We start from the raw sequence: 13557 nt of genomic DNA, 5'->3' as shown, positions 1-13557 counted from the left end.
AAATATACCTAAAAAGTTAATACAACAACCATATAAATCAAAAAAAGGAGTGAAAATCAAAAAACAAACCCAAAAGGGAGCGTTAATAACCAGTCTGTTAGCCGCCCCAATGGGTTAAGTCATCCATTGGTCGACCTGAGTGCAAAAATCTTGAATGTCGTTGATCAGTTTAGAACTGTGATAGCCGTCTGCCACCGCGTGATGGGCATATAGCGAAAGGGGCAGTAGTATTCGGTCGCCTTGCTCGAAGTATTTTCCAAAGCGCACTATGGGAAATAGAAAGTGGTCGTCTACGGCAGAATCCTGACTGATACCCGTAAAACTCACCCAGGGCAAACAGGAAATGGGACAGAAATTGGGCGGCTGATTCGCTCTGATTTTAATGCCTTTGACATTTTTATAAGTTTCGATGTCGCGGGTAATCACGTCGTAATAGGTTTTAAAATCCCGATGGTATTCGCTCCACAAATCGGAAAAGCTGCAATCGTCGGGGTGAAATATAGTAAATGAGGGCATGATGAAGTTCCAATGGCCGAGTTCGCCCTGATGGAAACTCATTCTAAAGGCGCTGTTTTGATTGATTGCCCGTAAGATTACGTAGATAAAAGTGGGGTAGAAGCGGTAGTTTTTTGCTTTGGACTGTTGCAATAGCTCGGTGATGTCTAGGGTGACATTGAGGTTGTATTTGGATTTTAATTCGTAAAAATAATAGTTGAAGTAGGGCGTTCTAGGCCAGGTTTTCAGGTCGACGGGGGTAAAAACAGCAGTCATAATTATACGGTTTTTAGACAAGGGTTTTACATACAGGTCAAGGAATCGCCGCTTTCGAATGGCAAATCGGCAAAGACCTAACTATAAAGATAAGCTTTTTCTGTCAATGGGCCAACATAGCATTGACCAATAATGCGCCTATTTGCTGTCAGGCGAAACCGCGATCAGCAACACTGGAGCACGGCTGTGTGGACTCGTGTGCAATCCGACTCCTTGGTAAATGGGGAAGTACAGCAGCGGTTTTTAAAAAAAGGAGTGCTAATCTGAGCTGATAGCCGCTGTCGATGGGTTAGATTAAAGGAATAAAGTAGTTAGAATACAAAAAATGCCTTATTTTTACGCTAAATTAAAAAATATTATGAGTACTATAGATTGGAAAACGGCCATGGAGTTTGAAGATATCACCTATAAAAAATGTGATGGTGTAGCTCGAATAGCTTTCAATAGACCCGACGTGCGCAATGCGTTTCGTCCAAAGACAACTAGTGAATTGTATAGAGCGTTTTACGACGCACAAGAAGATACCAGTATCGGTGTGATCTTGCTATCGGCAGAAGGGCCTTCGTCTAAAGATGGGGTGTATTCCTTTTGTAGTGGCGGCGATCAAAAGGCTCGTGGGCATCAGGGATATGTAGGAGAAGACGGAATGCACCGTTTAAATATATTGGAAGTACAGCGCTTAATTCGCTTTATGACCAAGGTAGTCATAGCGGTAGTTCCAGGATGGGCTGTGGGTGGCGGTCACAGTTTACACGTGGTTTGCGATTTGACTTTAGCGAGTAAAGAGCACGCCATTTTTAAACAAACCGACGCCGATGTAACCAGCTTTGACGGTGGGTATGGATCGGCCTATTTGGCCAAGATGGTCGGACAAAAGAAAGCGCGAGAAATCTTCTTTCTAGGACGCAATTACTCGGCACAAGAGGCCTTTGAAATGGGTATGGTCAATGCGGTCATTCCCCATGCTGAACTCGAAGATACCGCCTTTGAATGGGCGCAAGAAATACTGGCCAAATCACCGATGTCGATAAAAATGCTCAAATTTGCGATGAACCTCACCGATGACGGTATGGTCGGGCAACAAATATTTGCCGGAGAAGCCACCCGATTGGCCTATATGACCGATGAAGCCAAGGAGGGAAGAGATGCTTTCTTGGAAAAGAGAAAACCGAATTTCGTCAAACAATGGATTCCTTAATAGACCGTACGGATTTTAGCGGCTGTTAAATAAGTGAATTGCGGCTAAGCTGCTGTTGAAATTTACGGGCTATCCATATATAATTGTTAATAAACCTACATGAAAGAATTTTCAAATCAAGACATAGACACTTCGCAACTGCCCCGCATCAGCGAAGTGTCTTTTGTGCCTTTAGACCCCCGTTATAAAAAGGTGGTTCTCATTCGAGCTACTTTGATTGCTGCCTTGATTGTCTTGGCGGGTTCTGTTTTTTACTGGTGGGATTTCAACCTGGAAAAAGACCGGCAATTTGAACTGTTGGCGGCCTTGTCTCTGGGAACAGCCATAGTAATTGCCGTGCTCTCGTGGGTTCTAAACCTGTTGGGATTTGCTAAAAAAGCGTATGCATTTCGGGAACACGATGTGATTTATAAAAGCGGAATCGTATTGATCAATCAAATTGTAATTCCTTATAATAGAGTGCAACACGCGGCCTTACATGAAGGGATGCTTTCAAGGATGTTTCAGTTGGCTACCCTGGAGTTTTTTACTGCTGGAGGAGCTCAAGGCGACTTGAGTATACCGGGTATTCCAAAAGAACAAGCCGAACGCATCAAGCAATTTATCGTGGATAAGGTTCATGCGATTTCCGCGGACGATTCCGTTGATAAACCTACTAAAGATGCAGGCACCCCTTTAGCTAATTCGGATATTACGATTGCAGATGGACCACTTTAATCAGCCCCAGCGGCAGGCGAAAATCGGGATAATCGTCCATTTTTTGTATGTACTTCAAAAATTGGGACGGGCCTTTATTCCGCTGTTGATCGTGTTTTTGCTAAAAATAACACCGGAAACCCGCGTTTATTTGCTTTTGGGCAGTTTGGGCCTGGCTGTTTTTTTATTGATTATCGCGTATTTAAACTACAAGAATTTTCGGTTTTACATCAGGCCGGAAAGTCAGGAATTTATCATTGAAAAGGGAATCCTCAACCGATCGAAGATCATGATTCAACTCGACAAGATCCAGCAGGTCAACATCAATCAGAGTTTTATTCAAAAGTTAGTTGGAGTATTTGCCGTAGAAATTGATTCGGCCGGTAGTTCCGCCAAGGAAGTGGTGATCAACTCGGTGAGTTATGCCGTGGCTGCAGAATTAAAGCAAAGACTGCTGTCGCACAGCGGCAGCGCTTCTACCACTGCGGTTGATACAGCGGCAGTAGCCTTGGAATCAGAACCGACTACCACGACGAAAATCAGTATGTTTAGTTTGATCAAAGTGGGATTGACTTCCCATTACGTTCAAACGTTTTTGGTTATTTTGCTGTTTATAAATACCATATACGATAAAATCAGCCGTTTTATGGGGAGTCAATTTGAATTGGATCCCGAAGGTGTGGAAGCTTATGTCAATCAATATTGGGTGGGCTATGTGATTTTGTTTTTTGCGATCGTATCGATTTTTGCCGTATTGGTCTTTAATCTGATTCGAACGCTCTATAAGTTTTACGATTTTACCATCGTCAAACAATCCGATACCCTTTTGCTGAGTTTTGGCTTACTGGCCACGCGTAGCACCATTATCAAGCCCAACCGCGTACAGCTGATCAAGATCGTTCAGAATTATTTTCAAAAGAAATGGGGGATACTTCAGATTCACATCCGACAAGCCTCTGGCAGTCAGCCCGAGCAAGTAGACAAGAAATCTGCCTTGGAGATTCCCGGTTGTTCGCCCTCGGAAAAGCAAGGGCTGTTTGATTTGATTTATGGCAGCCAACCGGTTGAAGGGCTGGTTTTAAAGTCGAGTAATCGCTTTTTTTGGATGCGTTTTTTCTCGTTTGGCCTACTGCCCGTAGCGGCGTTTGTCCTGTTCTTTCAGGTCTATTTTATCTATGTCGAAGTCTATGTTTTACTGCCTTTGTACGTGCTGTTGGTCGCTGCGGTGGTCTATAGGATGTATCGCGTGCGCAGCTTGTTTGTGCATCCGGATTTTATAGTGGTAAAAAAGGGATTTTGGGATATTTCTACCGAAATCGTACAGCCCTATAAGATTCAAAAGATCGAAACCTCTCAGTTTTTCTGGCAGAAAAGCAGCGATATAGGCAATCTGAGCCTGTTTACCGCAGGAGGGGTGTTGCGATTTAATACCGCTCGCTATTCCGAAATTGAAAAAAGGGTCGACTATTGGTTGTACCAGGTGGAAACCACCGACAAAAACTGGATGTAATACAAAAATATAAAAGGAAATATGACAAAAATTAAAGCCTGGGTCAGCGCTGCGCGTTTGCGAACTTTGCCCTTATCGGTTTCTGGAATACTAGTGGGAAGTGCTTGCGCTTATAATGCGACACATACCGCAAGCAACTACTGGTGGATTTTTTCGCTAGCGATGTTGACCACTTTGTTGCTTCAGATACTGTCCAATTTCGCCAATGATTACGGCGATGGCGTCAAGGGTACCGACAATCACACCCGTGTAGGGCCGCAGCGCGCCGTGCAAAGCGGTGTTATTTCGGCCGCTGAAATGAAGGTAGGGGTTATCGTCACGGCATTGTTGTCGTTGGTGTCGGCAGTGGTGTTGATCTATGTCGCATTTGGCCAAGAACACTTTATCACTTCGCTTTTCTTCTTTGTATTGGGGGTGGCAGCTGTGGCGGCGGCAATCAAGTATACCGTTGGAGCTTCTGCCTATGGGTATCGAGGCTTGGGCGACTTATTTGTCTTTATCTTCTTTGGATTAGTCAGTACCTTAGGGGCTTATTACCTCTATACACAGACTTTCGGTTGGTTGGAGATTTTACCGGCTATCGCTATTGGAAATCTGAGTATAGCCGTTTTAAACCTCAATAATATGCGCGACAGAGAATCAGACCAAGCTTCGGGTAAAAACACCTTAGTCGTGCTCCTAGGAGCTGCAAAGGCCAAGATTTATCATTATAGCATTGTCATTACGGCACTTCTTGCTATCTTTATCTATGCCCTGGTTGTAGGGATGCCTTGGTATCGCTTGATGTTCGTGATCGCGTATTTGCCTTTTGTAAAGCATTTGTTAGTGGTCATACGAAATAAAGATCCTAAAAAACTGGACCCAGAAATGAAGCGAGTGGCCTTGGGTACCTTCTTTTTGGCACTGTTGTTTTCCCTGGCGTTAACAAATATTTAAAAATCAATATAAACACAACTACCTATGAAAATTACTTTTTATGGTCATGCCTGTTTGGGCATTGAAATAGAGGATATTCGATTGATTGTAGATCCGTTTATCTCGGGAAACCCCAAAGCCAAGCACATCGACTTAGAGGCGATCAAAGCGGATTATATATTGCTGACACACGCACACGGCGATCATGTGTTGGACGTGGAGGTCGTCGTTAAAAACAATCCCGATGCGGTGGTTGTATGCAATGCTGAAATGGCCGATTACTACGCGGATAAGGGCTTGCAAACCCATCCGATGAACCACGGTGGTTCGTGGAAGTTTGACTTTGGAAAGCTCAAATACACCTCAGCCATACATTCGAGCTCTTTTCCAGACGGCACCTACGGGGGGCAACCCGGAGGTTTTGTCATTGAAAGCAAAAATAAAAACATCTATATAGCCGGAGATACCGCTCTGACTTACGATTTTAAATTGATACCGCTGAGAACAAAATTGGATTTAGCGATCTTGCCGATTGGAAACAACTTTACCATGGGCATAGACGATGCCGTAATCGCTTCGGAATTTTTAGAATGCGACAAGGTTATGGGGTATCATTACGATACGTTTGGTTATATCGAAATCGACCACGAATACGCGGTCAAGAGGTTTTATGAAAAGGGCAAGGACTTAATGCTTTTGGCCATAGGTGAAGCCATAGAGCTGTAGGCCTGTATTTGTGTGCTGTAAAACAGCTAAACGATAAATGAAGTGTTTATGAAATTGACTTATCAGCGTTACGATTTAAATTTTAAAAAGCCGTCGGGAACTTCCAGAGGGGTGTTGACTCAAAAAGAAACCTGGTTGCTTCGCTTGGAGAGCGACGGCAAAATGGGAATAGGGGAATGCGGTCTATTGCGTTCGTTGAGTTTTGACGACCGTCCGGATTACGAAGACCAATTGAAATGGGTTTGCGAAAACATCGAATTGGGCTTGGAGGTTTTATGGGAAGCCCTGCTCGAATTTCCATCGATTCAATTTGGGTTGGAACAGGCTTTTAAATCGTTGGAAAGCGAGGATGCCATGCTGCTTTTTCCGTCTGATTTTACAGCGGGAAAAGCCTCGATTGCGATCAACGGTTTGATTTGGATGGAAGAGGAGCAGGGAATGAAAAGACAGATCGACGAAAAGATCGCACAGGGTTTTTCTTGTGTAAAACTCAAAATCGGCGCGATAGATTTAGAGTCGGAACTGCGATTGTTGCGGGGTATCAGAACGCATTTTGACGCCGATAAAATCGAATTAAGGGTGGATGCCAACGGCGGATTTAAGTATAGTGATGCTTTAGATAACCTGTTTAAATTAGCTGAATTACAAATACATAGTATTGAGCAACCTATTGCGCAAGGACAGTATGACAGCATGGCAGCGCTCTGCAAAAGCACACCCTTGCCCATCGCATTGGATGAGGAGTTGATCGGTGTGGTAAAACGCAGCGATAAGGAAAATCTATTGGACCTTATTCGCCCGCAATACATCATTTTAAAGCCGAGTTTGGTCGGGGGATTCCGCGGAAGCCTCGAATGGATTGCCTTGGCAGAAGCGCGGGGAATCGGTTGGTGGATTACCTCTGCTTTGGAGAGTAATATCGGTCTAAATGCCATTGCGCAATGGACCTTTACGCTGAATAATTCCATGCCTCAGGGCTTGGGAACAGGCGGCTTGTATACCAATAATTTTGATGCTCCCTTGGTCGTGCAAAAAGGACAACTTTGGTATGACCCAACCTTGCAGTGGGATTTGCCAAACGGATTTTAAGCAGCCGTATAGTGTCAATTAACTCCTATAAGAAGGAGGAGTACTTTATTTTGATCATCCGCAAAACGACACTTTAAGGCGTTTTAGCGCTGTTTCTTTCTATAAAAACCGACGGGAGTTCTCGTCTTAAAGCGCAACCGGTTTTTCCATATCCACAATTAACCTGGGGTTTTTCCCCTTCTGCATTAAAACGCTACTGCGGAAAGTGATGCCGTCGAAAGGTTTACACGGTCTAAAATCCATACAAGCACAATTAACGCTGATTTTACTTGTTTGCTAATCGACATAAAATAAGGCGGTTTTACACGGATCTAAAGCAATAAAAAACCGCTGTTTCCCTGGGGAATACAGCGGTTTTCTCAAACAAACTAAACCAATCTTTGCGTTTCTTAGAAACAGTATTCGTTTTTCTCTACCAATTTGGTAGCGATGATTTCTCTTAAATTCGCCACGTTTGGCAAATTGGTATATTTGGTAAATCTTCTCAGTCCCATCAACATCATGCGTTGTTCGTCGTTTTCGGCAAAGGAAGCGATTCCCTCCTTGCCCTTTTCGGTAATGATGTCCACGGCGTGGTACAAGTACAATTGCGCCATGGCAATTTGCTCGCTTACCTGGTCTTGACCTTGAGCTTTGGCCAATTTTTCCGTTCTTAAAATACCGCTTTCCGCCATGTAAATTTCGATTAACATATCAGAGGCAGCCATCAATAACTGTTGGTGTTTGTCCAAATCGGGACCGTATTTTTGCACCGCGCTTCCCGCCACCATCAAAAAGGCTTTTTTCAGGTTGGCAATGATTTGCTTTTCTTCGGCAAACAGCTCGGAGAAGTCCGGGGTGTCAAAATCGGGTATACCCATTAGGTCTTCGCTGACTTTCATCGCAGGACCCAATAAATCTACCTGACCTTTCATCGCTTTTTTGATCAACATACCCACGGTAAGCATGCGGTTGATTTCGTTGGTTCCTTCATAGATTCGCGAGATACGCGCATCTCTCCAAGCGCTTTCCATAGGCGTGTCTTCTGAGAAGCCCATTCCTCCAAAAATTTGGATTCCCTCGTCGGCACAGTGCTGTACGTCTTCGGATACCGCTACTTTTAGAATTGAACATTCGATAGCAAACTCCTCAACCCCTTTTAATTCGGCTTCTTGATGGGAGTTCCCATCTGCAATACGCGCTTTAATTCGGTCTTCGATGCTAGCTGCTGCGCGATAAGAAGCGCTTTCTCCAACGTAACAGTTGGTAGCCATCTCGGCCAATTTGCTGCGGATAGCGCCAAATTGTGCGATAGGCGTTTTAAACTGTATGCGTTCGTTGGCGTAGTTTACCGATTGACTGATCAACCTGCGTTGCGAATCCAAACAAGCTGCTGCGAGTTTGATACGTCCCACATTTAGCGCGTTCATGGCTATTTTAAAGCCGTTTCCACGCTCGGAAAGCATATTCTCTACCGGAACCTTGGTGTCGTTAAAAAACACCTGACGGGTAGAAGAGGAGCGAATTCCCAATTTGTGTTCTTCTTCGCCTAAGCTAATTCCGTTATTTGGATCGTTTTCCACGATAAAACCCGTGATGTTTTTATCGTCGCCGATACGGGCGAATACGATAAACAGTTGACAGAATCCCGCATTGGAGATCCACATCTTCTGTCCGGTGATTTTGTAGTGAGTACCGTCTTCAGACAAAACGGCTTTGGTCTTGCCCGAATTGGCATCCGAACCCGCTTCGGGCTCGGTCAAGCAATAAGCGCCAAACCATTCGCCAGTAGCTAATTGCGGCACGTATTTTTTCTTTTGCTCTTCGGTGCCGTATAGGGTGATCGGCATGGTTCCAATACCGGTATGCGCTCCGAAAGCTGTGGAGAAAGACCCCGTAGCGCCAGAGATGTAATCGCAGACCAACATCGTCGAGACAAATCCCATTCCCAGACCGCCGTAAGCCTCGGGAACAGCAACGCCTAATAGGCCTAACTCTCCCGCCTTCTTCATGCAGTCCTTGGTGAATTCGTAATCCTTTTTCTCAAAACGGGCTTTGTTTGGCCACATTTCCTTGTCGACAAACTCCTTAACGGAGTCGCGCATCATTTTTTGCTCTTCAGAGAAGTCCTCTGGGGTAAATATGTCTTCTGAACGGGTTTCCTTAACTAAGAATTGCCCGCCACGTGTGATGTTTTCCATGTTGATATAATTTTTGTTTTTGGTTAATAGCTATGACGGGGAGCTGGTCGTACAGGCGCCATGCGCGTAGCTCTGCCAACTCCATCATCGTTGGTTGGTGTTTTGACGCGTATAGCGGTTTTAATCGGTTCTTGTGCTTATAGCAATTCGTAAATTCCCGCAGCTCCTTGTCCCGTTCCCACACACATGGTGACCATACCGTATTTTTGTCCGCGTCTCTTCATCTCGTCAAAGAGCTGAACAGACAGTTTGGCACCGGTACAACCCAGTGGGTGACCCAAGGCAATAGCCCCACCGTTGACGTTGACGATATCGGGATTGATGCCCAATTCTCTGATGACGGCCAAGGATTGCGAAGCAAAAGCTTCATTGAGTTCGATCAAGTCGATATCCTTTAATTGAAGTCCCGCTTGTTTTAAGGCTTTTGGAATTGCTTTGACCGGTCCGATTCCCATGATACGCGGCTCTACACCTGCTGCGGCATAATTGACCATGCGCGCAATCGGCTCCAAATTTAATTCTTTGACCATGGCTTCTGACATAATCAGTACAAATGCCGCTCCATCGCTCATTTGAGAGGAGTTTCCGGCAGTAACACTTCCGTCAGCGGCAAATACTGGTCTGAGTTTGGAAAGGGCCTCTATGGACGTCCCAGCGCGTGGGCCTTCGTCCTTGGTTACCGTATAGGATTTTTGGGCTTTTTTGCCGTTTTCTCCCACGTATACTTGATCGATCGTAATCGGAACGATCTGTTGGTCAAATTTTCCTTCTGCCTGTGCTTTTAATGCTTTTTGGTGCGAGTGGAAAGCAAATTCATCCTGGTCTTCTCTGCTGACGTTAAATTGCTTGGCTACCGCTTCTGCAGTAAGCCCCATTCCCCAATAATAACTTTCGTTGCCGTCTTTGGCCACTTGATAGTCCGGAGTGGGTTTGTAACCGCCCATGGGGATATAACTCATGCTTTCCGCACCACCGGCGATGATACAATCGGCCATACCGGCTTGTATCTTTGCCGTAGCCATACCGATGGTCTCTATACCAGAGGCACAATATCTGTTGACGGTGACGCCGGGTACATCGTCTATCTTCAATCCCATCAGGGATATCAGGCGACCCATGTTTAAGCCTTGTTCGGCTTCGGGCATTGCATTGCCGACCATGACGTCGTCTATGCGCGTACGGTCGAAGTCCGGTAGGGACTGCATCAAAAATTCGATGGTCTCTGCGGCCAATTCATCGGGTCTTTTAAAGCGAAAGACACCTCTTGGAGCTTTTCCTATTGCCGTACGGTAGGCTTTTACTATATATGCTGTTTTCATCTTTATTCGGTTTTAGTGATTTGCTTGGACATTTTAACGTGTATTAAAAGTCGCGTGCTAATTGCGTAGGGGTTTTCCTTTGGTTAACATAAATTGAATGCGCTCTAAGGTTTTGCGTTCGCCACAAAGCGATAAGAAAGCTTCTCTTTCCAGATCTAATAAATACTGTTCCGTTACCAAGGTCGCTTCGGACAAATCTCCTCCTGCCATCACATAGGCCAGTTTATTGGCGATTTTCTTGTCGTGTTCCGAAATATAATGCCCTGCTTGCATGCTGTCGGTTCCCACCAAAAACATACCCAAAGCTTGCTTGCCCAGTACTTTGACATCTCTTCGCTTAATCGGTTGGGTATAGCCCGCCTGTGCCAAAATTAAGGCTTGTTTTTTGGCTTCGGCTAACTGACGGTCTTTGTTGACTACCACGATGTCCTTTCCCTTTTGAAGAATTCCCAGTTCGTAGGCTTCATAAGCCGAGGTCGAAACCTTGGCCATGGCCACACTCATAAAGTATTCTTGCAATACGTTGAGTTCGACGTCGTTTTTTCTAAAAGTATCAGCAGCTCTTAGTGCCATTTCCTTACATCCGCCACCGCCGGGAATCAATCCAACACCAAATTCAACCAATCCGATATAGGTTTCCGCCGCTGCGACAACCTTGTCGGAATGCAAACTCAATTCACATCCACCTCCGAGCGTCATGCCATGTGGTGCAGCGATTACGGGAATACCCGAATAGCGCACCCGCATCATGGTGTCTTGGAAGGTTTTGATCGCGACGTTTAGCTCGTCGTAGTCTTGCTCTGCTGCCATCATAAATATCATGGCCAGATTGGCTCCCGCCGAGAAATTGGCTCCTTGATTTCCAACGACTAATCCTTGGAAGTCGCGTTCTGCCAAGTCTATGGCCTTGTGTATGCCCGAAATAACGCCGCCGCCTATGGTATTCATCTTGGAGTGGAACTCCAAATTGACAATGCCATCGCCTAAGTCGATCAGGGACGCATCTTTATTGCCCCATACTTTTTTGGTATCTCTGAGGTTGTTTAAGATGACAAAAGCATCTTGCCCCGGTATTTTTTTGTAGGTTTTTGAAGGAATGTCGTAATAGTAAGTAGCGCCTTCCTTAACGGTATAAAAGGTTTTGATTCCGGCCTCTAGCATGGTTTGTACCCATGGAGCAACCGTTTTGTTTTCCGTCTGTATTAACGCGATAGCCTGTTCTACACCTATGGCGTCCCAAATTTCAAAGGGACCGTTTTCCCAGCCAAATCCCGCTTTCATCGCATCGTCGATTTTGTACAAATCGTCGGTGATCTCCGGTATGCGATTGGATACATAGGAAAACATATCGGAAAAACTCTTGCGGTAAAATTCACCAGCGATATCTTTTCCTTGTACCAAGACCTTAAAGCGATCAATTGGACGATCGATGGTTTTGGTTAGTTCAAGTGTTGGGAAAGAAGTCTTTTTAGCCTCTCTGTATTCTAGGGTATTGAGATCCAATCCCAATATGGTTTTATCGACTTTCTTATAGAAGCCCTGCTGGGTTTTACTGCCCAACCATTGGCGCTCCATCATGGTTTGTATAAATGCGGGCAACTTAAACAGTTCGTGTGCCTCGTCTTCTGGACAATTTTCATATAAACCATTGGCCACGTGTACTAGGGTGTCTAAGCCCACCACGTCTACCGTACGGAAAGTAGCCGATTTTGGACGACCGATAACCGGACCGGTCAATTTATCCACATCTTCAATGGTTAATTTCAATTCTTGAACCAGGTGAAACAGACTCATAATACCAAAGATTCCAATTCTATTTCCGATAAAGGCAGGGGTGTCTTTGGCGATTACTGCGGTTTTACCCAAATACTGCTGACCGTAGTTGTTTAGAAAATCTAACACAGCGGTATCGGTTTTGGGACCTGGTATAATTTCAAATAATTTGAGGTAACGCGCGGGGTTGAAAAAGTGGGTTCCGCAGAAGTGACGTTGGAAGTCCTCACTGCGACCTTCACTCATAAAGTGAATGGGTATACCCGAAGTATTCGAGGTGATTAGCGTGCCGGGGGTGCGATATTTTTCTATTTGTTCAAATACCGATTTTTTGATATCCAGGCGTTCAACTACCACTTCTATAATCCAATCGACATCTTTAATTTTTGGTAAATCGTCTTCTGTATTTCCAGTGGTGATTCGGCTGGCAAAGGAAAGGTCGTAAATAGGCGATGGTTTGGATTTTAAGGCCGTGCTCAAGTGCATATTTACATTTCTATTTCTAACACTGGGGTCCTGCAAAGTCAAGCCCTTTTTTTCCTCGTCGGGTGTCAGTTCGCGAGGGACGATGTCTAAAAGCAAAACTTCGACACCAATATTGGCAAAATGACAAGCAATCCCGGATCCCATAATCCCAGATCCTATTACTGCTATTTTCTTAATTAGTCTTTTCATGTTATACTATTTCTTTTTGGTTTGTAACTTCTCTTATAAAATTAACCATTAAATATCAATTAGAAGTATTGGCTATGTTATTTAATGTTAAGGTTTTAATCCTCGGGATTAAAAATGGCTTTTTGATTGACCAATTCGGTAATCGATTCCGCGACTTCTATAAAGGTCTGTATTTTCTCCGCACCTATGTGTTCTCTAATGGCCTCGTTGAACTGCAATACCCCTTTTTTAGACAATTCTCTCTTTTCTAAACCCAAAGGGGTGAGTTTTATAATGACTCCACGTCCGTCATGGGGATTCTTTTGACGTACGATAAGCTTTTTCTCTTCCATGTTCTTTAGGGTTCGCGTGAGGCTGGTGGCCTCCATTCCCATATTGGGTCCCAAGGCTGTAGAGGCAGTGCCCTTTTCGCGATCAATGCTCAGCAGTGCAAAGGCTATGGCCATGGTGGCATCGTATTTACCCGCTTCGTCATTGTACATTCGCGCTACCGCTTGCCAAGTAGCTCTTAGGATATAATCTATCGTTTTGTCTTTCATATATAAATTCAAGTCTATAGTAACCGCTGTCACTTCGTCAATATCTTTTGAAAGTCGTAAGACTTTACAGCGCATATATAGAAATGGGTTTACCAAATATAAAAAAAAAATAGTATGCGCGCATACTATTTTTGATATTTTTTTTAAAAAAGCCTATAAAGGAGGT

Annotated in this window: 11 protein-coding genes; 6 read left to right on the top strand and 5 right to left on the bottom strand. The window is 44.5% G+C overall.

The annotated features are described in order from the left end of the window. Positions 1-114: 114 nt before the first annotated feature. On the bottom strand, positions 115-771 hold the full coding sequence (locus tag ACQZ43_RS13820) for a CatA-like O-acetyltransferase (RefSeq protein ID WP_430613272.1): 657 nt from the start codon (positions 769-771) through the stop codon (positions 115-117). 358 nt (positions 772-1129) lie between these two features. On the opposite strand from ACQZ43_RS13820, the gene ACQZ43_RS13815 reads away from it, so the two are divergent. From ACQZ43_RS13815 to ACQZ43_RS13790, 6 genes are all read left to right on the top strand, one after another. Continuing rightward, positions 1130-1969: a 1,4-dihydroxy-2-naphthoyl-CoA synthase gene (locus ACQZ43_RS13815; protein ID WP_430613271.1), complete on the top strand. Its 840-nt coding sequence runs from the start codon at positions 1130-1132 to the stop codon at positions 1967-1969. A gap of 99 nt (positions 1970-2068) precedes the next feature. Then, entirely contained in the window at positions 2069-2686 is a 618-nt protein-coding gene (locus ACQZ43_RS13810) for a PH domain-containing protein (RefSeq protein ID WP_430613270.1), read from the top strand. Further along, entirely contained in the window at positions 2673-4175 is a 1503-nt protein-coding gene (locus ACQZ43_RS13805) for a PH domain-containing protein (protein ID WP_430613269.1), read from the top strand. Before ACQZ43_RS13810 ends, ACQZ43_RS13805 begins: the two co-directional genes overlap by 14 nt. 21 nt (positions 4176-4196) lie before the next feature. Beyond that, positions 4197-5111: a 1,4-dihydroxy-2-naphthoate octaprenyltransferase gene (gene menA / locus ACQZ43_RS13800; protein WP_430613268.1), complete on the top strand. Its 915-nt coding sequence runs from the start codon at positions 4197-4199 to the stop codon at positions 5109-5111. 24 nt (positions 5112-5135) lie between these two features. Beyond that, a complete protein-coding gene (locus ACQZ43_RS13795) occupies positions 5136-5816 on the top strand; it encodes a metal-dependent hydrolase (protein ID WP_430613267.1) in 681 nt (226 codons plus the stop codon). Between the two features lie 48 nt (positions 5817-5864). Beyond that, positions 5865-6905 carry an o-succinylbenzoate synthase gene (locus ACQZ43_RS13790; RefSeq protein WP_430613266.1) on the top strand — a complete coding sequence of 347 codons (1041 nt, stop codon included), beginning with the start codon at positions 5865-5867 and terminating at the stop codon, positions 6903-6905. Positions 6906-7294: 389 nt separating this feature from the next. Here ACQZ43_RS13790 and ACQZ43_RS13785 read toward each other — a convergent pair whose 3' ends face one another. From ACQZ43_RS13785 to ACQZ43_RS13770, 4 genes are all read right to left on the bottom strand, one after another. Then, complete coding sequence (locus ACQZ43_RS13785) at positions 7295-9085, bottom strand: acyl-CoA dehydrogenase family protein (RefSeq protein WP_430613265.1); 1791 nt, start codon at positions 9083-9085, stop codon at positions 7295-7297. A 137-nt stretch (positions 9086-9222) separates the two neighbouring features. Next, positions 9223-10404 (bottom strand): acetyl-CoA C-acyltransferase, encoded by a 1182-nt coding sequence (locus ACQZ43_RS13780; RefSeq protein ID WP_430613264.1) that lies wholly within the window; start codon positions 10402-10404, stop codon positions 9223-9225. Positions 10405-10461: 57 nt separating this feature from the next. Beyond that, entirely contained in the window at positions 10462-12852 is a 2391-nt protein-coding gene (locus ACQZ43_RS13775) for a 3-hydroxyacyl-CoA dehydrogenase NAD-binding domain-containing protein (protein ID WP_430613263.1), read from the bottom strand. A 95-nt stretch (positions 12853-12947) separates the two neighbouring features. After that, positions 12948-13391, bottom strand: a complete 444-nt coding sequence (locus ACQZ43_RS13770; RefSeq protein WP_430615685.1) for a MarR family winged helix-turn-helix transcriptional regulator — start codon at positions 13389-13391, stop codon at positions 12948-12950. Positions 13392-13557 lie beyond the last annotated feature (166 nt).

It is taken from the genome of Flavobacterium sp. JP2137, from assembly GCF_050562195.1.
Classification (GTDB): domain Bacteria; phylum Bacteroidota; class Bacteroidia; order Flavobacteriales; family Flavobacteriaceae; genus Flavobacterium.
This window is presented reverse-complemented; position numbering and strand designations above follow the sequence as displayed.

What these genes read in the sequence shown, in the direction of transcription:
- ACQZ43_RS13785 (WP_430613265.1), bottom strand. Translation starts at nt 9,085, where the DNA reads ATGGAAAACATCACACGTGGCGGGCAATTCTTAGTTAAGGAAACCCGT.
- menA (WP_430613268.1), top strand. Translation starts at nt 4,197, where the DNA reads ATGACAAAAATTAAAGCCTGGGTCAGCGCTGCGCGTTTGCGAACTTTG.
- ACQZ43_RS13795 (WP_430613267.1), top strand. Translation starts at nt 5,136, where the DNA reads ATGAAAATTACTTTTTATGGTCATGCCTGTTTGGGCATTGAAATAGAG.
- ACQZ43_RS13810 (WP_430613270.1), top strand. Translation starts at nt 2,069, where the DNA reads ATGAAAGAATTTTCAAATCAAGACATAGACACTTCGCAACTGCCCCGC.
- ACQZ43_RS13820 (WP_430613272.1), bottom strand. Translation starts at nt 771, where the DNA reads ATGACTGCTGTTTTTACCCCCGTCGACCTGAAAACCTGGCCTAGAACG.
- ACQZ43_RS13780 (WP_430613264.1), bottom strand. Translation starts at nt 10,404, where the DNA reads ATGAAAACAGCATATATAGTAAAAGCCTACCGTACGGCAATAGGAAAA.
- ACQZ43_RS13815 (WP_430613271.1), top strand. Translation starts at nt 1,130, where the DNA reads ATGAGTACTATAGATTGGAAAACGGCCATGGAGTTTGAAGATATCACC.
- ACQZ43_RS13775 (WP_430613263.1), bottom strand. Translation starts at nt 12,852, where the DNA reads ATGAAAAGACTAATTAAGAAAATAGCAGTAATAGGATCTGGGATTATG.
- ACQZ43_RS13770 (WP_430615685.1), bottom strand. Translation starts at nt 13,391, where the DNA reads ATGAAAGACAAAACGATAGATTATATCCTAAGAGCTACTTGGCAAGCG.
- ACQZ43_RS13790 (WP_430613266.1), top strand. Translation starts at nt 5,865, where the DNA reads ATGAAATTGACTTATCAGCGTTACGATTTAAATTTTAAAAAGCCGTCG.
- ACQZ43_RS13805 (WP_430613269.1), top strand. Translation starts at nt 2,673, where the DNA reads ATGGACCACTTTAATCAGCCCCAGCGGCAGGCGAAAATCGGGATAATC.